Here is an 18,689-nt window from a genome sequence, read left to right as displayed (position 1 = left end):
TCCGCGGGGAACCGCTTGCGCCGCCGGGCAAAAGCCCCACGGCGCAGACGGCTGCTAGGTCATGAGCATGACGATGACAATGCCCCATATGATGAGCAGGGTATTGCCGATGGCGTAGGGCACGGTGTATCCCAGGGCGGGCACCTGGCTCTTCGCGGTCTCGGTGATCTGGCCGATGGCGGCCGTGGTGGTGCGGGCGCCGGCGCAGACGCCCAGCACGATGCCGGGATGAAACTTGAACACGTAGCGGGCGATGTACACCCCCAGGATCATCGGCACGCTGGTGGCGATGATGCCGGCGATGAAGAGCTTGGCGCCCAATTGCTGAAAGCCCTGTACGAAGCCCGGCCCCGAACTGATTCCGACCACCGCCACGAATGCCGTCAGACCGACCGAGGTCAGGAACCAGTGCACGGGTTCCGGCACCCGGCCGAAGGTCGGATGCACCGACCGCAGATAGCCGAAGATCAGGCCGGCGATCAGCGAACCGCCCGACGTCGACAGGGTGATGGGAACGCCGCCGACCGTCAGCACCAGCGTGCCGAACAGACCGCCCAGCAGGATGCCGAAGCCCACGAACACCATGTCGGTCTGTTCGGTGGCGCGATCCACGTAGCCGACCTTGCCGACCACGCGCTCGACATCGCGTTTGGCGCCGAGGATGAACAGGCGGTCGCCGCGGTCGAGCTTCAGGCCCCAGTTGACCGGCATCTCGTGACCGCCGCGCACCACCTTGCGCAGGAACACGCCGCGGCCCAGTTCGCGCACCTGCTCCAGCTCGGCGATTTCCTTGATGGTCTTGCCGGCCAGGTTCTTGTTGGTCAGCACCACCTCGACCACCTCGGCGGGCAGGTTGATCAGGTCGCGGTCCTCGACTTCGGCACCGATGATGCCGGACGCCTGCAACACCAGCGCATCGTGCCGGCCTGCCACGCCCAGCACGTCGCCGGCCTGCAGCACGGTGCTGGAATCGGTGTCCAGGATCTGGTCGCCGCGACGGATGCGTTCGATGAAGACGCGCGCCTCGACGAAGCGCGATTCGAGTTCGCCCACGGTCTTGCCGACGAATTCGGAATGCTCCAGCTTGTAGGCGCGGGAAATGAACTTGCGATAGCCGGACAGCTCCATCGAATCGGCGCCCCCGGACATCTTGGCTTCGTACTCCTTGCACTCCTTGACGATGTCCACACGCATCAGCTTGGGGCCGAGCGAGGCCAGCAGCCAGGCGCTGCCGACCGTGCCGAAGATGTAGCAGACCGCGTAGGCCACCGGGATGTTGTCGATCCATTGCTTCTTGGTGGCCGCGTCGATGCCCAGGCCGTTGATGGTGTCGGTCGCCACGCCCATCACCGCGGAAATGGTCTGCGCGCCGGACAACAGCCCCGCGCCGGTGCCGGCATCGAAGCCGAAGCCCACGGCGGTGCCCCAGGTGACCAGCAGGCAGATGACGCAGATGATGACGGCGAAAAGGACCTGCGGCAGGCCGTCGCTTTTCATGCCGCGAAAGAATTGCGGCCCGACGCCATAACCCAGGCCGAACAGGAACAGCAGGAAGAAAACCTGTTTGACGATCGGGGCGATCGTGATATCGAGTTGGCCGACCAGCACACCGACCAGCAGGGTGCCGGTCACCGCCCCCAGGTTGAATCCGAATATCTTCTTGGCGCCGATCCAATACCCCAGGCCGAGGGTAAGGAATATGGCCAGTTCGGGGTATTTCCGCAGAGTGTCAAATAACCATTCCATCCCGAATCTCCTTCGTTATGTACAGGCCAAGCACTTGCGCGAATCCTAGCTGCGCGCGGCTACATTATCAGAATATTTCCAAAGATCAAAAGATTTCCATCATAAATATCAGATGGTTGCGTTTGTCAGCCAACAATTAAAAGCGCGCGGACATGAAAAAGCCCGCGGACACATAATGTCCGCGGGCTTTTCGGGGACGACAGGCGCGTCGGTTTACAGCGCGCCGGTCAGTTCGGGAACGACCTGGAACAGGTCGCCCACCAGACCATAATCGGCCACGCCGAAAATCGGCGCTTCCGGGTCCTTGTTGATGGCGACGATGACCTTGGAGTCCTTCATGCCGGCCAGGTGCTGAATGGCGCCCGAAATGCCGACGGCCACATACAACTGCGGCGCGACGATCTTGCCGGTCTGGCCGACCTGCCAGTCGTTGGGCGCGTAGCCGGCGTCGACCGCGGCGCGCGAGGCGCCCAGGGCGGCGCCGAGCTTGTCGGCCAACGGATCCAGGATCTTGAAGTTCTCGGCGCTGCCCAGGCCGCGGCCGCCGGAGACGACGACGCGGGCGCCGGCCAGTTCCGGACGGTCGCTCTTGGCGACTTCGCGGCCGACGAAGCTCGACAGGCCGGAATCGGCCACGGCGGCGACGTCTTCCACGGCGGCCGAACCGCCCTGCGCGGCCACGGCATCAAAACCGGTGGTGCGCACGGTGATGACCTTGACGGGGTCGGCCGATTGCACGGTGGCGATGGCGTTGCCGGCATAGATCGGGCGCTGGAAGGTGTCGGCGGATTCGACGCCGATGATGTCGGAGATCTGCGCCACGTCGAGCTTGGCGGCCACGCGCGGGGCGATGTTCTTGCCCGAGGCGGTGGCCGGGAACAGGATGTGGCTGTAACCCGAGGCCACGGCCAGCACCTGGGCGGCGAGGTTCTCGGCCAGGCCGTCGGCCAGTTGCGGCGCGTCGGCCAGCAGCACCTTGGCCACGCCGGCCGCCTGCGCGGCCTGGTCGGCCACGGCGCGGGCATTGGCGCCGGCGACCAGCACGTGGACGTCGCCTCCGATCTTGGCGGCGGCGGCGACGGCGTTCAGGGTTGCGCCCTTGAGCTGGGCGTTATCGTGTTCGGCAATAACCAGCGTCGTCATTTCAAACCACCTTCGCTTCGTTCTTGAGTTTGTCCACCAGGGCCGCGACATCGGCCACCTTGATGCCGGCCTTGCGGGCGGGCGGCTCGCTGACCTTGAGCGTCTTCAGGCGGGGCGCCGGATCGACACCCAGCTCTTCGGGGGTGACGGTGTCCAACTGCTTCTTCTTGGCCTTCATGATGTTGGGCAGCGTGACATAACGCGGCTCGTTCAGGCGCAGGTCGGTGGTGATGATGGCGGGCAGCTTGAGCGTCAGCGTTTCCAGGCCGCCGTCCACTTCACGCGTGACCGTGGCCTTGCCGTCAGCCAGCTCGACCTTGCTGGCGAAGGTGGCTTGCGGCCAGTCCAGCAGCGCGGCCAGCATCTGGCCGGTCTGGTTGGCGTCGTCGTCGATGGCCTGCTTGCCCAGGATCACCAGTTGCGGCTGTTCCTTGTCGACCAGGGCGCGGAGCAGCTTGGCCACGGCCAGCGGCTGCAGCTCGGCGTCAGTCTGGACCAGCACGCCGCGATCGGCGCCAATGGCCATGGCGGTGCGCAGCGTTTCCTGGCATTGCGCAACGCCGCAAGAAACCGCCACGACCTCGGCCACGGTGCCCTTTTCCTTCAGGCGGGTGGCTTCCTCGACGGCGATCTCGTCAAAGGGGTTCATCGACATCTTCACATTGGCGATATCCACGCCGGTCTGATCAGACTTGACGCGCACCTTGACGTTGTAGTCAACGACGCGCTTGACAGGTACCAACACCTTCATCCCGCTGCCTCCAAATGGAAATAATTACCCGGGGAAATAACGATCCGCCGGGATCGCATTGCACAATTTTTTCCTGATTCTACAGCTTCGCCAGCGCCCGTATATGGGCCACCACGCTGCGCCCCAGGGCGGACAGGTTGTACCCGCCCTCCAGCGTACTGACGATCCGGCCCTGGCAGTGGCGCTCGGCCACCTCCACAAGCCGTTCGGTGATCCATGCATAGTCGGCCTCCACCAGCCCCATTTGACCCATATCGTCCTCGCGATGGGCATCGAACCCGGCCGAAATCAGAATGAGTTCCGGGCGATGCGCCTCCAGCCGCGGCAGCCAGGTGTCGGTGACGATGGCGCGCACGGCGGCGCCCGCCGTATAGGCCGCCACCGGCACGTTGACCATGTTGGCCGCCGGCTGCTCGGTGCCACTGTTGGGAAAGAACGGATGCTGGAAAATGCTGCACATCAGCACCCGCTCGTCACCGGCGAAGACATCCTCGGTGCCGTTGCCGTGGTGCACGTCGAAATCGACGATGGCCACCCGCGACAGGCCGTGAAAGTCTATGGCATGGCGCGCCGCGATCGCCACATTGTTCAGGAAGCAGAAACCCATGGCCTGCGCGCGGCAGGCGTGGTGGCCGGGCGGTCGCACCGCACAAAACGCCGTGCGTGCCTCACCGCCGATCACCGCGTCCACCGCGGCCACGCCCGCGCCGGCCGCGTACAGGGCGGCTTCGTAGGTGTGCGGGTTCATGAGCGTGTCGGGATCTATCGGGTAATACCCGTGTTCCGGCGTATGTTCGCGCAGACTGTCCAGGTACTGGACGGTATGCACCCGCAGCACGTCATGACGCGACGCCTGCGGCGCCTGCCGGTCGTCCAGATAGGGCATCAAACCGCTGGCGAGCAATTGGTCGGAGATGGCATCCAGCCTCTGCGGGCTCTCGGGATGCCAACTGCCCATTTCATGCAAGCGGCATGCCGGGTGGGTAAGATACATGGTCTCCATAAGGAAGATTATGTTCACCTGTCGGCGATTACTGCAACTCGGCACCTTGTCGGCCCTTTTGGCCGGGTGCTCCACCACCGCTCCCACCGCCCCCAATCCGCCCGCTGGCCAGCCTCCCGCGGCCACCGGCGACACCCCTGCCATCCGCATCGGGCCGAGTACGCCGACACTTGGTGCCGAACCCGCGGACGACGGCCCGGCCGCCCTGACGCCCAGCGGCGCCCTGCGGCCGGAGGTGCGCGCCTTCGTCGAAACCCTGGCCGCCGAGCGCGACCTGCCGCTCAAGCCCATGATCGCGGCGCTCGAAGGCGCCCGTTACAACGCCACCGTGGCGCGGCTGATCGCCCCCTCGCCGCCCGGCAAGAAGATCTGGCGCAGCTGGCTGACCTACCGTTCGCGCTTCGTCGAACCCAAGCGCATCGGCTGGGGCGTGGCGTTCTACAACGAACACCGTGACCAGCTCAACCAGGCGGCGCAGCGCTTCGGCGTGCCGGCGCCCATCATCGCCTCGATCATCGGCGTTGAAACACTGTATGGCCGCAACATGGGTAATTTCCGCGTGCTGGACGCGCTGACCACGCTGGCGTTCGACTATCCGGATCCGGCCAAGCCCGAGCGCGCCACCATGTTCCGCGGTCAATTGGCCGACTTCCTGACGCTGGTGATGAAAGGCAAGCTCGATATGGAAACCCGCGGCTCGTATGCCGGGGCCATCGGCATGCCGCAGTTCATGCCGACCAGCATCAAGCATTACGCGGTGGACGGCGACGACAGCGGCCACATCGACCTGACCAACAACACCCGCGACGCCATCATGTCGGTCGGCAGCTTCCTGTCGCAGCACGGCTGGCAACGCGGCCTGCCGGTGTTCGCGCCGGTGGCCCTGCCAGCCGACCCCACCGCGCTGGTGGACGGCGGCCTGGAACCCAAGCAGACCTGGGGCGCGCTGGCCGCGGCCGGCGCGCGGCTGCAGCCCGGCGCATCCGCCACCGGCTGGGGCAGCCAGCCGCTGGGGGTCGTCGACCTGGTGGAAGAAGCCCGCGGCACCGCGCAGTATCGCGTCGGCACGCCCAATTTCTTCGCCCTGACGAAATACAACCGCAGCTATTTCTACGCCACCGCGGTGGCCGATCTGGCCAGCGAAATCGAGGCCCGCGTCGGTCGCTGAGGCACGACGCCCGCTCGCCCGCGCCCGCCGGGCAGCGGGCCGGCGCGGCGCTCAGACCGTGGCCACCGGCGTGGCGGGCGAGCCCACCGCGCCCGGCAGATTGAGCGGCGGCGCGGTCAGCAGAAAGCGGCTGCGCCCATTGGCCGTCAGCCAGCGTGCCAACGCCCCCAGGTACCACATCTCGCCGATCGGCATGCCGAGCTTGAAGATGCAATGGTGATGCAGCGGCAGCGCCGCGCAGCAGGCGTTTGGCTTCTGCGTCGGATAGATCTCCAGGGCATGATTGTCCGAGGCCATCGCGGCCACCTTGGAATCGGTGATCCATTGCAGCAGCTTCTCGTCGCTGCCGTCGAGCCCGGCGCAGATCTCGTGCAGGGTGTGGTGATCCGGCTCGCGCTGTTTTTCCAGCAATGCGTCGCCGAATTCGGTGTGGAACAGCACGATGTCACCCTGCTCGATCTCGATGCGGTCGGCTTCGATGATGCGCATCAGGTCGTCATAGCCCACCGACTTCTGCGCCCGGCCATAATGCCGCGCCAGGTCGACCATCACGCCACGGCTCTGCAGGCAGGATTCGGCCAATTGGGTAATGTCCAGTTTCTTGGCATGGGAGGCGCCGCCCTGACCCAGATCGGTCTTGGCGAAGCCGTTGTCGACGTCGTAGTCCACCGGACCGACCACATGCTCGTTGGGGCGGTAACCGTTGTAGTAGACGCGCTCGGGCAGGCCGTCGCCGTTGGCGTCGAACAACGCGCCCACGTGGGCCAGCGAATCCCATTGGGTCGAATACTGCAGGCTCATCTCGACGATGTCGTCGCTCAGCACATCGACGCATCCCGGACGCAGGCGGCCGAGCGGGAAATTCAGGTACTGGTCGCCGTCCCGCTCGGTGGGGCGCAGCTTGGGCGGATGGCGGCGCACGTTGACGCCGTTGCCGCCCGGATAATCCAGCGGCAGAGACAGACAGAAGCTCAAGCCCTCGCGGACTTCCTGGATTCCCTTCATCACATTCGCGGGAGTGATGTAATTCAGGCAACCTCTTTGATCGTCAGGGCCGAAGTCACCCCAGTTCGATCCTGCGGGACGATTCTTCCATCTCATGCGGCACGACTCCTTGGCAATTGAAAGCAAATTTGACATTAGATTATCACATATAGGATAATAACATCATGGATGTGAAAACAGCGGCCCGAGTCCTCGATGTCCTGAACCTCTTCGCCGAGGCGCAGAAGCCATTGCTATACAGCGAGATCGCCGCGCAGATGGAGATCCCGCTGTCCAGTTGCCATGGGCTGCTCAAGACCATGGTGGCGCGCGGCTACCTCTACGAGATTGGCAAGAAGCACGGCTACTACCCGACGCAGAAGCTGATCCACGTCGCCACCCTGATCTGCCGCAGCGATCCGCTGAACGCCGTGATCGAACCGGTGCTGGCGCGCGTGCGCGATCTGACCGGCGAGACGGCGCTGCTGGCCAAGCTGGCCGACGACAAGGTGGTCTACCTGATCGTCGCCGAATCCAAGCAGACCATCCGCTTCTCGCACCAGCCGGGCGGCTTCAAGGCGGTACACGCCACCAGTTCGGGCAAGGCCCTGCTCTCGGTGCTGTCCGAGGACGAACGCCAGAAGTGGTTCAAGACCTATCCCGGGTTCGCCGCCTTCACCGAAACCACCCTCACCAGCCAGGCCGCTTTCGAGCGCGACCTGCGGGCTGGCATCCAACGCGGCTGGCAGCGCTCGCTCGGCGAAAACGTCGAGGACGTAATGTCCATCTCGCTGGGCTTCAAAGCCTATGAACAACCCTTCGCCATTGTGGTGGCCGGCCCCCTGGGGCGCATGCAGAAAAACGAAGCCACCACTGGCCAGCAACTCAAAGAGGTCAAGGCGCTGCTACGCGCGGCCCTGCCCTCTGCCAACCTCACCTTTGTAGGAGAAGACAGCAGATGAACAAGCGCACTTTGCTCGCCGCGGCATGCTCGGCGATCGCCATCGCGGCCCTGCCGCTGACCAGTGCCCAGGCCCAGGACGCCTATCCCGACAAGCCGATCCGCGTGATCATGCCGTGGGCGGCCGGCGGCCCGACCGATGTGGTCGGCCGCGTGATCGCGGTGCGCATGGGCGAGATCCTCGGCCAGCCGCTGGTGATCGAGAGCCGGCCCGGCGCCAGTGGCACCATCGGCGCCGCCCAGGTGGCACGCGCGCCAGCCGACGGCTATACGGTGCTGATGAACCCGTCGGTGCAGGGCATCTACCCGGCCCAGTTCAAGAGCCTGACGTTCGACCCGATCAAGGATTTCCGCATGGTCGGCGTGCTGGGCACGGTGCCCATGGTGGCGGTGGTGCCGCCCGATTCGAAGTTCAAGACCTTCGGCGAACTGATCGCCCAGGCCAAAGCCCAGCCCGGTACGCTGAGCTTCGCCTCGCCCGGCGTGGCGACCCTGCCGCACCTGGCCGGTGAGCTGATCAACACCACCACCAAGGCCGCCATCTCGCACGTCGGCTATCGCGGCAGCAGCCCGGCCCTGACCGACGTCGCCGGCGGCCATGTCGACCTGATGTACGCGCCGCTGGCGCCCGCCCTGCCGCTGATCCAGAGCGGCAAGGTGCGCCCGCTGGCCGTCACCACCAAGGCCCGCCTGGCCGAGCTGCCCGATGTGCCGACCATCGCCGAGAACGGCCTGCCCGGCTTCGACATCGTCACCTGGTACGGCATGTGGGTGCCCAAGGACACGCCCGAACCCATCATCGCCAAGCTCAACAAGGCCATGATCGAGGCTTCGCAATCGCCCAAGGTGGTCGAGGCGCTGAAGTCGCAGGGCACCTTGCCCAGCACCATGACCTATCAGGAGGCCGAAGCCTTCAACCTGGCCGAGAGCGCCCGCTGGATCAAGGTCATGAAGGACGCCAACATCCAGCCCGAGTAAGAACCTGGCCACGCCCGGCCCCGGCGGGCCGGGCCGCGCAACGCAAACGCCCCACGTCCCGGACAGCATCCGGGACGTGGGGCGTTTTTCCTGGGCGCGGGCAGCGGCCCCCGCCCCCGGCGTCAGGCGTTGAAGACGCCCGTGGACAGGTAGCGGTCGCCGCGATCGCAGACGATGAACACAATGGTGGCGTCATTGACACGTTCGGCCACGCGCAAGGCCGCGACCAGCGCGCCGGCGGAAGAGATGCCGCCGAAGATACCCTCTTGCGCGGCCAGGCGGCGCGCCATGACCTCGGCTTCGGCCTGTTCGATTGACTCGTAGGCATCGACGCGGCTGCGGTCGAAGATCTTGGGCAGATAGGCTTCCGGCCACTTGCGAATGCCGGGAATCGACGACCCCTCGGCGGGCTGCGCCCCCACCACCTGCACCGCCGGATTGCGCGACTTCAGGTAGGTGGACACGCCCATGATGGTACCGGTGGTGCCCATGGCACTGACGAAATGCGTGACACGGCCTTCGGTCTGGTTCCAGATCTCGGGACCGGTGGTCTCGATATGGGCACGCGGGTTGTCCGGATTGGCGAACTGGTCCAGCACCACCCCCCGGCCATCGGCCTGCATTTCGGTGGCCAGGTCGCGGGCGTACTCCATGCCGCCCTTGTCGGCGGGCGTCAGGATCAGTTCGGCGCCATAGGCCGCCATGGCCGCGCGCCGTTCCACCGAAAGGTTGTCGGGCATGATCAGGATCATGCGGTAGCCGCGCATGGCGGCGGCCATCGCCAGCGCGATGCCGGTGTTGCCGCTGGTCGCCTCGATCAGCGTGTCGCCCGGCTTGATGTCGCCACGCGCCTCGGCATGCTTGATCATGGAAAGCGCCGGCCGGTCCTTGACCGAACCCGCGGGATTGTTGCCTTCCAGCTTGGCCAGGATGACGTTGCCCCGCGCCGCGCCGGCGGCTCCGGGAATGCGCTGCAGGCGCACCAGCGGTGTATTGCCGACGGTCTGCTCGATAGTGGGGTAGGTAATAGTCATGCGCCGATCATAACCCCGCCCGGCGCCGGACGCCGCCAAAAGCCGCGCTCGCGCCAGGGGTTCAGGCGGGCATTGAGGCCGCCGCCCGCCGAACCCGGGCACCGAGCCGGCGACGGCGCACGACGCGCTCGCGCCTATCGCAATGAACGGCGCCCGACATCGCGGCCCCGATCAGGGCCGCGGATGCGGCGTCGCCGGCTTGGCCCCCTGCCCGCCACCAGCCGCCTTGGCGGCCGCGCCGCCCGCCTTGGCCGCCGGCGTCCCGGGCACGGTGCCGGCGGCCCGGGCGTGGCCGGGCGCGCCCGCGCTCCTGGAGCCGGGACCGGCCGCGCCCACGGTCAGGCCGGCAGCCCCGAGGGCTTCGGCCTTCTTCCGGCTGATGCCGCGCACCCGCTCGGCCAAGTCCTCCAGCGACTCGAAGTGACCAGCGCGCTCGCGTTCGCTGACGATGGTCTGCGCCGTGCGCGGGCCGATACCGCGGATGGCTTCGAGTTGCTGCGCGGTGGCGTCATTCAGGTCGAGCGCCTGCGCCGGCGCGTGCGCCACGCCGGCGGCCAGCAGGGCCAGGCCCAGCGCGTGCCGCAAGCCCGCCTGGCCGCGTGCCGAGGCGGCAGGCCGCGGGCGGCGCCATGGCAGTGCCGGCAGGCGGCGGGCAAGGGTGGAATGCAGGAAGGGATTCATGGAAAGGTCTCCGGAAGAAACGCGGCGCAACGGCTGTCGCGCCACCTCCGGATCATGGCCCGCGCTGCCCTGCTGGCGGGCGCGCGGTGAACGGTTTCATCCACCCCGGCAACCACGCGGGCGAAAAAAAGCCGCCTGACCGCGGCGGCGTTTCGAGAGCGGCATGAAGCCGCTCCGCCGGGCAGGCCGCCCGTTGCCTACTTGCGCGCGCGCCAGTAGCGCACGTATTCGGACACGCCGGTCTGCACATCGCGCATCGGCGCGGTGAAGCCCGCCGCGCGCAGGCGGCTGACATCGGCCTGGGTATAGCTCTGATAGCGGCCTTTCAGGTCGTCGGGGAACGGGATGTAGCGGATCAGATCCAGCTCGACCAGTTGCGCCAGCGTCAGTTGCGCTTCGCCGCGCTCGGCGCGCAGCGTGTTGACCACGGCCGCCGCGACGTCATTGAACGGCTGCGCGCGGCCAGTGCCACAATTGAAGATGCCCGACTGCTCCGGATGGTCGAGGAAATGCAGGTTCACCGCGACCACGTCTTCCACCGAGATGAAATCACGGCTCTGGCCACCGTCCACATAACCATCCCAGCCGGCGAACAGGCGCACATGACCGTGCTCCAGGAACTGGTTCATGTTGTGGAAAGCCACCGAGGCCATGCGGCCCTTGTGCTGTTCGTGCGGGCCGTAGACGTTGAAATAGCGCAGGCCGACGACCTGGGCGGTCAGGGAATCCATGCGCTGGCGCAGCACCTGATCGAACAGCAGCTTGGAATAGCCGTAAACATTCAGCGGCCCCTCGTTGGCCGGATCTTCCACATAGGTCGAGGAACCGCCATACACGGCGGCCGACGAGGCGTACAGGAACGGAATGCGGCGCGCCTGGCAGAACTCGAACAGCTCCAGCGTGACGCGGTAGTTGTTGTCCAGCATGTAGCGGCCATTGCGCTCGGTGGTGTCCGAGCAGGCGCCCTGGTGCAGCACCGCGCGGATTTGCGGCAGGCTGCCGTCGGCGACGCGACGGCGGAAGTCGTCCTTGTCCAGGTAGTCGGCGATCTTGCAGTCGACCAGGTTGACGAACTTGTCGCCTTCGGTCAGGTCATCGACCGCGATGATGTCTTCGATGCCACGGCGATTCAGGCCGCGCACCAGGTTGCTGCCAATGAAGCCCGCGGCTCCGGTAACGACGATCATGAGAGTTCTCCTGCCAGTTCGGCTGCGGTGACGACGGACGTGCCCAGCTTGCCCACGGCGATGCCGCCGGCCCGGTTGGCCCAGCCCATGGCCTCTTTCCAGGGCAGGCCGATGGCGCGCGAGACGGCCAGCGTCGCCAGCACCGTGTCGCCCGCGCCGGAAACGTCGAACACTTCATGCGCCTGCGCGTCGATGTGTTCGCGGCCCGTGTCGGTAAACAAAGTCATGCCCTGCTCGGAACGCGTCACCAGCAAGGCTTCCAAATCCAGATCGGCGCGCAGGCGCTGCGCGCGGTCGGTCAGTTCGGATTCGGAATTCCAGCGGCCCACGGCCTGCTGCATTTCGGCGCGGTTGGGCGTGACCAGCGTGGCGCCCCGATAGCGCGAATAATCGTCGCCCTTGGGGTCGACCAGCACCGGAATGCCGGCGCTGCGGGCCAGCGCGATCAACGCCTCCACCCGGGTCAGCACACCCTTGGCGTAGTCGGACAGCACCACGATGTCGTGATTGGCCAGGTGGCGCGCCAGGGCGGCATCGATGCTGTCGAGCGCTTCCTGGCCCGGATGCTGTTCGAAATCGACGCGCAGCAACTGCTGCTGGCGACCCAGCACGCGCATTTTCAGCGTGGTGTGCAGACTAAGGTCGGTGATCAGGTCGGCCTGGATGCCGGCTTCGGTGGCCAGGCGCCGCACGCTGTCGCCCGCCTCGTCCGCGCCCAGCACGCCCACCAGCGTGACATGGCCGCCCAGCGCGGCGACGTTGCGCGCCACGTTGGCGGCGCCGCCCAGGCGGTCCTCGCGGCGCGCGACGCGCACTACCGGTACCGGGGCTTCGGGGGAAATACGCTCCACTTCGCCGAACCAGTAGCGGTCCAGCATGACATCGCCCACCACGAGCACGCGGCTATGCGAGATGGGTTCGACGGGAAATTGGCTCATTCAAGTTCTTCCAGACGGCGCGGCGCGTAGGTTTCCCAGGCATTGCAGCCAGGACATTGCCAATAGAAACGACGCGCTTGAAAACCGCAGGCCCGGCACGCGTAGCGGTCCAGGCGTTGCGTATGCTTGTGGATCAGGCTGCGCAGCAGCGTGAGGTCTGCCCCGGGCACCGGGCCCTGTTCGGTGGCGCCCTCGGCGTTGGCCAGTTCGGCTTCCAGCAGGCGGTCCAGGCCGAGCAGCGAAGGGTGGCTGCGCAGGGCACCGCGGGCGAAAGCCCAGGCCGGCGCCGAACCCTGCTGCACGCGCAGCTCGCGGAACACGACATTGAACAGGTCGAGCGAGGCATGGCGCGCGTACTGGCGCTGCAACAGTTCCAGCCCGGCCTCGGCCTGGCCGGCGGCGCGGTAGTTGGCCAGCAACTGCTCGGCCACCAGACCGGCGTACTCGGGGGCGTCGGTCATGACCGACTCCAGGTACAGCCGCTCGCGCTTGGGATCCTGCTCGATCAGCGCCAGGCGCGCGCGCAGCATGGCGGTACGCACCACGGTACCCTTGCTCGACATGCCGGCATCGACGGTCGACAAGGCATGGTCGGCGGCGTCCAGGGCGGCGTGCGCGGCATCGACATTGGGCGGCTTGGCCGCCAGCGCCGTCGCGGCCTGTTCACAGTAGTAGTGGACGATCTGCGGCACCGGCTCGTCGACCAGGCCGTGCAACGTCTTGACGGCCTCGATGGCGCGCGGCCAGTCGTGCTCGGATTCATAGATGCGGATCAGCGACCGCAGCGCCGGCAAGGCGTAGCGGGTGTCCTTGAGCTGCTCGAAGCCGTTTTCGGCGCGATCGAGCATGCCGGCCTTGAGGAAGTCCTGCGCCAGCTCGTGCTGCGCGTGTTCGCGCTCGGCGACGGGCAGGTCGGAGCGGTTCAGCAGGCTCTGGTGCACCCGGATGGCGCGTTCCATTTCGCCGCGGCGACGGAACAGGCTGCCCAGCGCGAAGTGCAATTCGGTGGTTTCGGGATCGAGCTTGGCAACCTCGACGAAGGCGTCGATGGCGCGGTCGGGCTGCTCATTGAGCAGGAAGTTCAGGCCCCGGAAATAGGAATCGGGCAGGCTGCGGGTTTCCCGCAGCATCTGCCGGATGTCGAAGCGCGCGGCCAGCCAGCCGAGCGCGAACAACACCGGCACGAATATCAACCACCAAGGTTCAAAATCCACTGTGCGAACTCTTGCGTAGATTCAATGCGGAAAACGTGGCGGCCGGACGGCGGGGCGCCGTCACAGCGGCGACATCGGGGCGACGGCTTCCGGCGGCACGGCCGGCGTGGTGCCGGCCACAACGGCCTGCACGCGGTCGAGTTCACGGCGCAGGCGGATGGCCTCGCGGCGGCGGCGCATGGCGGCCGGCACGGTCAGCAGCAGGCCGAACAGGGCGCCGACCACGAACACCACCAGCATGACGACGATCAGCGGCACATCCTGCACCACGTAATCGGCATAGAACTTCACGGCGACGGGATCGGTGTTCTTCAACGCGAACATCAGTACCGCCACGAATACGAGCAATCGCAGGGCCCAGACAAGGTAGCGCATGACGCATGCTCCTAAGAATTCGAGAGGGTCAATTGTAAGCGACCTCCACACCTCGTGTATCGGCCATCGGCGGCATGCCCTCGATGGTCGCCAAGCGCCTTGGCCGGACGCCCAAAAACAAAGCCCCTTGATTGCTCAAGGGGCGTTGCTCGCGGTCCGATCCGCCCGAAGGCGGCTTGCTGGCCGAGCCGTCAATGCATGGCGTGCAGGCTTGCCATCGACGGCATCGGTTCACTCGATCCAGAGGATTGAGCGTCCTCGTCGTTGCCGCCGACCAAGTCCACCCGCTCGCGCAATTCCTTGCCCGCCTTGAAGTGCGGCACCTGTTTGCCAGGCACCAGCACTTGTTCGCCGGATTTCGGGTTGCGGCCGATACGGGGAGACCGCTGCGACAACGAGAAGCTGCCAAAACCGCGGATCTCGATGCGCTGGCCCGAGGCCAGGGCCTGGGTCATTGCATCGAGCACGGTCTTGACCGCGTAATCGGTGTCGCGGGCGGCCAGCTGAGGATAGCGGGCCGCCAAGGCGGCGATCAGCTCCGACTTGGTCACGAATTAACCGTCGTTGCGCTGTTGGTCCAGCTTGGCCTTCAGCAGCGCGCCGAGGTTGGTGGTGCCGGACGAAGCGCTGGCGTCGGACATGCGCTGGATCGTTTCGGCGGTTTCGGCGTTGTCGCGGGCCTTGATCGACAGCTGGATCGAACGCGTCTTGCGGTCGATGTTGACGATCATGGCTTCGATGTTCTCGCCGGCGGACAGCACGGTGGTGGCATCTTCGACGCGGCCCGAGGAGATCTCGGAAGCGCGCAGGTAGCCTTCGACGTCCACGGACAGCGTAACCACGGCGCCCTTGGCTTCGACCGACTTGATGGTGCCCGGAACCACGGCGCCCTTGTCAAACGTGGCGACGAAGTTGTTGAAGGGGTCGCCTTCCAGCTGCTTGATGCCCAGCGAGATGCGTTCCTTGTCGGTATCGATGCCCAGAACCACGGCTTCGATCTCGTCGCCCTTCTTGAAGTTGCGCACGGCTTCTTCGCCGGTTTCCGTCCACGACAGGTCGGACAGGTGAACCAGGCCGTCGATGCCGCCGGGCAGGCCGACGAACACGCCGAAGTCGGTGATCGACTTGATGGCGCCGCGGACCTTGTCACCACGCTTGAAGTTGGTGGCGAACTCTTCCCACGGGTTCTGGCGGCACTGCTTCATGCCCAGCGAGATGCGACGACGGTCTTCGTCGATTTCCAGAACCATGACTTCGACTTCTTCGCCCAGGGTCACGACCTTGCGCGGATCGACGTTCTTGTTGGTCCAGTCCATTTCGGAGACGTGCACCAGGCCTTCGATGCCGGCTTCGACTTCAACGAACGCGCCGTAGTCGGTCAGGTTGGTGACCTTGCCGAACAGGCGGGTGCCTTGCGGGTAGCGGCGAGCCAGGCCCACCCACGGATCTTCGCCCAGTTGCTTGACGCCCAGCGAGACGCGGCTCTTTTCCTGGTCGAACTTGAGGACCTTGGCTTCGACTTCCTGACCCACTTGCAGGACTTCGGAGGGGTGACGCACACGGCGCCAGGCCATGTCGGTGATGTGCAGCAGGCCGTCGATGCCGCCCAGGTCCACGAACGCGCCGTAGTCGGTGATGTTCTTGACCACGCCCTTGACCACGGCACCTTCGTGCAGGGTTTCGAGCAGCTTTTGACGCTCTTCGCCCATGCTGGCTTCCAGCACCTGGCGACGCGACAGCACGACGTTGTTGCGCTTGCGGTCGAGCTTGATGACCTTGAATTCGAGGGTCTTGCCTTCGTACGGGGTGGTGTCCTTGACCGGACGCAGATCCACCAGCGAACCCGGCAGGAACGCGCGGATGCCGTTGGTCATGACGGTCAGGCCGCCCTTCACCTTGCCGGTGATGGTGCCGGTGACCAGCTCGCCGTTTTCCAGGGCCTTTTCCAGTTGCAGCCAGGCCGACAGGCGCTTGGCGCGGTCACGCGACAGGATGGTGTCGCCGTAGCCGTTTTCCAGGGAATCGATGGCCACCGAGACGAAATCGCCGGGTTGCACTTCGAGCTCGCCCTGGTCGTTCAGGAACTCTTCCAGGGGGATCAGCGCTTCGGACTTCAGGCCGGCGTTGACGACGACGAAGTTATGGTCGACGCGCACGACTTCGGCGCTGATGACCTCGCCGGACTTCATGTCCTGGCTCTTGAGGCTTTGTGCGAAAAGGTCGGCGAAGCTTTCGCCGCCGGTGGCGGTAGTGGAAACGGAAGACATGGGGTTGAAATCCATTGGGCCGAAATGGCCGTTAAAAACACACCGCAGCGGATTGCCCGCCACAGTGGAGTCAAAATACCTGTCTGCCGGTTTGCCCTTGCGGGGTGTCCCGTGGGGGTGTCGCCTGGCCAAAGACAGGGCCTATAAAAGAAAACCGAAAACGCGCGGATTGCCGGGGTTTGCCAGCATGCCGGACTTGCGCCAGGCTTTCCGTCAGGGGTTCCTATCGGGGAATCGCCTGCCAGAAATCCAGTATTGCCTGCACGGTTTCCGCGATCGTCAGATTCGACGAATCCAGTACCTGTGCATCCGATGCGGGGGCCAAAGGCGCGGTGGCGCGCTGCGTGTCGCGGGCATCCCGCTCGCGCATATCCCGCAAAAGGTCGTCTAGATTAGCAGAAATTCCCTTTTCGATCAACTGCTTACGCCGCCTCTCGGCCCGCGCGACCACATCGGCCACCAGGAACACCTTCAGGGACGCATCGGGAAACACCACCGTGCCCATGTCGCGGCCGTCCGCCACCAATCCGGGCGCCAGGCGAAACGCCCGCTGGCGTTCGAGCAGCGCCCGTCGCACACCAGGAAAAGCGGCCACGCGGGACGCGAAATTGCCGACTTCCTCGCGGCGGATTTCGTGGCCGACGTCGGCGCCTTCCAGGTAGACATGGGGCCCGTCGAAACGCACGTCCAGGGTTTCGGCGACGCGCGCCACGGCCGGCTCATCGGCGGCGTCCACGCCGCGCTTGAGCGCCGCCAGGGCGGTCAGCCGGTACAGCGCGCCGCTGTCCAGCACCGCCCAACCCAGCGCCTTGGCGACGCGATGGGCCACGGTGCCCTTGCCCGAGGCGGTGGGGCCGTCGATGGTGATGACGGGGACGGCGGAAGTCGGATGTGTCGAAGTCATGTAGGAAAAATGGGCGCAAGCCCGGGTTCGCTACGCCGACACCAGGCCGGCGTAAACATCAAAGTAACCCGGGAACGTCTTGCTGACGCAACCCGGATCCAGAATGCGCACCGCCGCGGGACCGAACGCGGCCAGCGAAAAGCACATCGCCATGCGGTGATCGTCCCAGGTGCCGATGTGCGCGTCACGCCAGGCGCCATCGGCGGGAGGGGTGACGCGCAGCCAATCCGGCCCCGATTCCACCCGCGCGCCCAGCTTTTCCAGTTCGGTCTGCATGGCGTGGATGCGGTCGGTCTCCTTGACGCGCCAACTGCCGATGTTGCGCAGGCGGCACGGGCCGTCGGCGTAGAGCGCCAGCGCGGCGGCGGTCATGGCGGCGTCGGGGATCAGGTTGAAATCGGTATCGAATGCCTTCAGGCGGCCGCCTTCGGCCACGCGCGCGCCGCTGACCTCGATCCAGTCGTCGCCATAGGTCACGGACGCGCCCATGGCGGCCAGCGTGTCGGCGAATTTCACATCGCCCTGGATGCTGTCGGCGCCCACGCCAGTGACCCGCAGCGGTCCGCCGCCGATGGCGCCCAGCGCCAGGAAATACGAGGCGGTGGACGCATCGCCCTCGACCGCGATCCGCTGCGGGCTGCGATAGCGCGCGCCCCCCGCGATGGTGAAACGGCTCCAGCCGTCGCGCTGCACGGTGACGCCGAAGCGCGCCATCAGGTTCAGGGTGATCTCGATGTAGGGCTTGGAGATCAGTTCACCCAGCACCTCGATCACCACTGGCTGGCCACTCTGGCCGGCCTGCAGCGGCGCGGCCATCAGCAAGGCGGTCAGGAACTGGCTGGAGACCGAGCCCTGCACCTGCGTCACGGCCGGCGTGGCGATCTGGCCGCGGCCGATATGCAGCGGCGGGTAGCCGGGCTGCCCAAGGTAGTCGATGCGGGCGCCGAGCGCCTTGAGCGCATCGACCAGGTCGCCGATGGGGCGCTCGTGCATGCGCGGCACGCCCGACAGGCGGTAATCGCCGCCCATCAGCGCCAGCGCCGCGGTCAGCGGCCGGATGGCGGTGCCGGCGTTGCCCATGAAGAGATCGGCGCTGTCGACCGGAAAACGGCGCAGGCCGCGCACGCTGACGCGGCCCTCGGCCAGGTCGGACACGGGCACGCCCAGTTGGCGCAAGGCGGCCAGCATGACGCGCGTGTCATCGGAATCCAGCAGGCCGGTGATGGCGGTCTCGCCTTCGGCGAGGGCCGCCAGCAGCAGCACGCGGTTGGAAATGCTCTTGGAACCGGGCAAGGCCATCACGCCCTGCGCGCGCCGCACGCGCGGCAGATCCAGGAAAGGCAAAGCGCCCATGT

General features: G+C 66.2%; 18 protein-coding genes. 3 read left to right on the top strand and 15 right to left on the bottom strand.

Annotated features, from left to right (window positions below):
• Positions 1 to 54: 54 nt before the first annotated feature.
• The 4 genes from aspT to ACN6O8_RS01585 form a co-directional block, all read right to left on the bottom strand.
• Positions 55 to 1,746, bottom strand: coding sequence for an aspartate-alanine antiporter (gene aspT, locus ACN6O8_RS01600; protein WP_427989338.1), 1,692 nt, complete (start codon positions 1,744 to 1,746; stop codon positions 55 to 57).
• Positions 1,747 to 1,959: 213 nt separating this feature from the next.
• Positions 1,960 to 2,889: an electron transfer flavoprotein subunit alpha/FixB family protein gene (locus ACN6O8_RS01595; protein ID WP_427989337.1), complete on the bottom strand. Its 930-nt coding sequence runs from the start codon at positions 2,887 to 2,889 to the stop codon at positions 1,960 to 1,962.
• A gap of 1 nt (position 2,890) precedes the next feature.
• Complete coding sequence (locus tag ACN6O8_RS01590; RefSeq protein WP_020924586.1) at positions 2,891 to 3,640, bottom strand: electron transfer flavoprotein subunit beta/FixA family protein; 750 nt, start codon at positions 3,638 to 3,640, stop codon at positions 2,891 to 2,893.
• A 79-nt stretch (positions 3,641 to 3,719) separates the two neighbouring features.
• Positions 3,720 to 4,643, bottom strand: a complete 924-nt coding sequence (locus ACN6O8_RS01585) for a histone deacetylase family protein (RefSeq protein WP_427989336.1) — start codon at positions 4,641 to 4,643, stop codon at positions 3,720 to 3,722.
• A gap of 10 nt (positions 4,644 to 4,653) precedes the next feature.
• Here ACN6O8_RS01585 and mltB point away from each other — a divergent pair, with 10 nt between their 5' ends.
• On the top strand, positions 4,654 to 5,811 hold the full coding sequence (mltB, locus tag ACN6O8_RS01580) for a lytic murein transglycosylase B (RefSeq protein ID WP_427989335.1): 1,158 nt from the start codon (positions 4,654 to 4,656) through the stop codon (positions 5,809 to 5,811).
• 51 nt (positions 5,812 to 5,862) lie between these two features.
• On the opposite strand, the gene ACN6O8_RS01575 is transcribed toward mltB, so the two are convergent.
• On the bottom strand, positions 5,863 to 6,912 hold the full coding sequence (locus ACN6O8_RS01575) for a cyclase family protein (RefSeq protein WP_427989334.1): 1,050 nt from the start codon (positions 6,910 to 6,912) through the stop codon (positions 5,863 to 5,865).
• A gap of 68 nt (positions 6,913 to 6,980) precedes the next feature.
• On the opposite strand from ACN6O8_RS01575, the gene ACN6O8_RS01570 reads away from it, so the two are divergent.
• The gene (locus ACN6O8_RS01570) at positions 6,981 to 7,757 is read left to right on the top strand and encodes an IclR family transcriptional regulator (protein ID WP_427989333.1); all 777 of its coding nucleotides are present in this window, start codon (positions 6,981 to 6,983) and stop codon (positions 7,755 to 7,757) included.
• Positions 7,754 to 8,734 carry a Bug family tripartite tricarboxylate transporter substrate binding protein gene (locus ACN6O8_RS01565; protein ID WP_427989332.1) on the top strand — a complete coding sequence of 327 codons (981 nt, stop codon included), beginning with the start codon at positions 7,754 to 7,756 and terminating at the stop codon, positions 8,732 to 8,734. Before ACN6O8_RS01570 ends, ACN6O8_RS01565 begins: the two co-directional genes overlap by 4 nt.
• Positions 8,735 to 8,856: 122 nt before the next feature.
• Here the strand turns inward: ACN6O8_RS01565 and cysM are convergent, their stop codons facing one another.
• From cysM to aroA, 10 genes are all read right to left on the bottom strand, one after another.
• Positions 8,857 to 9,768, bottom strand: coding sequence for a cysteine synthase CysM (gene cysM / locus ACN6O8_RS01560; RefSeq protein WP_427989331.1), 912 nt, complete (start codon positions 9,766 to 9,768; stop codon positions 8,857 to 8,859).
• Positions 9,769 to 9,939: 171 nt separating this feature from the next.
• On the bottom strand, positions 9,940 to 10,449 hold the full coding sequence (locus tag ACN6O8_RS01555) for a ComEA family DNA-binding protein (protein ID WP_427989330.1): 510 nt from the start codon (positions 10,447 to 10,449) through the stop codon (positions 9,940 to 9,942).
• 197 nt (positions 10,450 to 10,646) lie between these two features.
• The gene (rfaD, locus tag ACN6O8_RS01550) at positions 10,647 to 11,636 is read right to left on the bottom strand and encodes an ADP-glyceromanno-heptose 6-epimerase (protein ID WP_427989329.1); all 990 of its coding nucleotides are present in this window, start codon (positions 11,634 to 11,636) and stop codon (positions 10,647 to 10,649) included.
• Positions 11,633 to 12,574 carry a D-glycero-beta-D-manno-heptose-7-phosphate kinase gene (gene rfaE1 / locus ACN6O8_RS01545; RefSeq protein WP_427989328.1) on the bottom strand — a complete coding sequence of 314 codons (942 nt, stop codon included), beginning with the start codon at positions 12,572 to 12,574 and terminating at the stop codon, positions 11,633 to 11,635. The genes rfaD and rfaE1 overlap by 4 nt, the downstream gene beginning before the upstream one ends.
• Positions 12,571 to 13,788, bottom strand: coding sequence for a lipopolysaccharide assembly protein LapB (gene lapB, locus ACN6O8_RS01540; RefSeq protein ID WP_427989327.1), 1,218 nt, complete (start codon positions 13,786 to 13,788; stop codon positions 12,571 to 12,573). The genes rfaE1 and lapB overlap by 4 nt, the downstream gene beginning before the upstream one ends.
• 60 nt (positions 13,789 to 13,848) lie before the next feature.
• On the bottom strand, positions 13,849 to 14,163 hold the full coding sequence (locus tag ACN6O8_RS01535; protein ID WP_427989326.1) for a lipopolysaccharide assembly protein LapA domain-containing protein: 315 nt from the start codon (positions 14,161 to 14,163) through the stop codon (positions 13,849 to 13,851).
• Positions 14,164 to 14,354: 191 nt separating this feature from the next.
• The gene (locus tag ACN6O8_RS01530; RefSeq protein ID WP_049072346.1) at positions 14,355 to 14,714 is read right to left on the bottom strand and encodes an integration host factor subunit beta; all 360 of its coding nucleotides are present in this window, start codon (positions 14,712 to 14,714) and stop codon (positions 14,355 to 14,357) included.
• 3 nt (positions 14,715 to 14,717) lie between these two features.
• The gene (rpsA, locus tag ACN6O8_RS01525) at positions 14,718 to 16,430 is read right to left on the bottom strand and encodes a 30S ribosomal protein S1 (protein WP_427989325.1); all 1,713 of its coding nucleotides are present in this window, start codon (positions 16,428 to 16,430) and stop codon (positions 14,718 to 14,720) included.
• A 223-nt stretch (positions 16,431 to 16,653) separates the two neighbouring features.
• A complete protein-coding gene (cmk, locus tag ACN6O8_RS01520; protein ID WP_427989324.1) occupies positions 16,654 to 17,334 on the bottom strand; it encodes a (d)CMP kinase in 681 nt (226 codons plus the stop codon).
• 30 nt (positions 17,335 to 17,364) lie between these two features.
• Positions 17,365 to 18,687 carry a 3-phosphoshikimate 1-carboxyvinyltransferase gene (aroA, locus tag ACN6O8_RS01515; RefSeq protein ID WP_427989323.1) on the bottom strand — a complete coding sequence of 441 codons (1,323 nt, stop codon included), beginning with the start codon at positions 18,685 to 18,687 and terminating at the stop codon, positions 17,365 to 17,367.
• Positions 18,688 to 18,689: the final 2 nt, after the last annotated feature.

The sequence above is a fragment of the Achromobacter sp. genome (assembly GCF_050285565.1).
GTDB lineage: Bacteria > Pseudomonadota > Gammaproteobacteria > Burkholderiales > Burkholderiaceae_B > Achromobacter.
This window is presented reverse-complemented; position numbering and strand designations above follow the sequence as displayed.

What these genes read in the sequence shown, in the direction of transcription:
- aspT (WP_427989338.1), bottom strand. Translation starts at nt 1,746, where the DNA reads ATGGAATGGTTATTTGACACTCTGCGGAAATACCCCGAACTGGCCATA.
- ACN6O8_RS01595 (WP_427989337.1), bottom strand. Translation starts at nt 2,889, where the DNA reads ATGACGACGCTGGTTATTGCCGAACACGATAACGCCCAGCTCAAGGGC.
- rfaD (WP_427989329.1), bottom strand. Translation starts at nt 11,636, where the DNA reads ATGATCGTCGTTACCGGAGCCGCGGGCTTCATTGGCAGCAACCTGGTG.
- ACN6O8_RS01565 (WP_427989332.1), top strand. Translation starts at nt 7,754, where the DNA reads ATGAACAAGCGCACTTTGCTCGCCGCGGCATGCTCGGCGATCGCCATC.
- ACN6O8_RS01590 (WP_020924586.1), bottom strand. Translation starts at nt 3,640, where the DNA reads ATGAAGGTGTTGGTACCTGTCAAGCGCGTCGTTGACTACAACGTCAAG.
- rfaE1 (WP_427989328.1), bottom strand. Translation starts at nt 12,574, where the DNA reads ATGAGCCAATTTCCCGTCGAACCCATCTCGCATAGCCGCGTGCTCGTG.
- cysM (WP_427989331.1), bottom strand. Translation starts at nt 9,768, where the DNA reads ATGACTATTACCTACCCCACTATCGAGCAGACCGTCGGCAATACACCG.
- ACN6O8_RS01535 (WP_427989326.1), bottom strand. Translation starts at nt 14,163, where the DNA reads ATGCGCTACCTTGTCTGGGCCCTGCGATTGCTCGTATTCGTGGCGGTA.
- rpsA (WP_427989325.1), bottom strand. Translation starts at nt 16,430, where the DNA reads ATGTCTTCCGTTTCCACTACCGCCACCGGCGGCGAAAGCTTCGCCGAC.
- ACN6O8_RS01585 (WP_427989336.1), bottom strand. Translation starts at nt 4,643, where the DNA reads ATGGAGACCATGTATCTTACCCACCCGGCATGCCGCTTGCATGAAATG.
- aroA (WP_427989323.1), bottom strand. Translation starts at nt 18,687, where the DNA reads ATGGGCGCTTTGCCTTTCCTGGATCTGCCGCGCGTGCGGCGCGCGCAG.
- ACN6O8_RS01570 (WP_427989333.1), top strand. Translation starts at nt 6,981, where the DNA reads ATGGATGTGAAAACAGCGGCCCGAGTCCTCGATGTCCTGAACCTCTTC.
- ACN6O8_RS01555 (WP_427989330.1), bottom strand. Translation starts at nt 10,449, where the DNA reads ATGAATCCCTTCCTGCATTCCACCCTTGCCCGCCGCCTGCCGGCACTG.
- cmk (WP_427989324.1), bottom strand. Translation starts at nt 17,334, where the DNA reads ATGACTTCGACACATCCGACTTCCGCCGTCCCCGTCATCACCATCGAC.
- mltB (WP_427989335.1), top strand. Translation starts at nt 4,654, where the DNA reads ATGTTCACCTGTCGGCGATTACTGCAACTCGGCACCTTGTCGGCCCTT.
- ACN6O8_RS01575 (WP_427989334.1), bottom strand. Translation starts at nt 6,912, where the DNA reads ATGAGATGGAAGAATCGTCCCGCAGGATCGAACTGGGGTGACTTCGGC.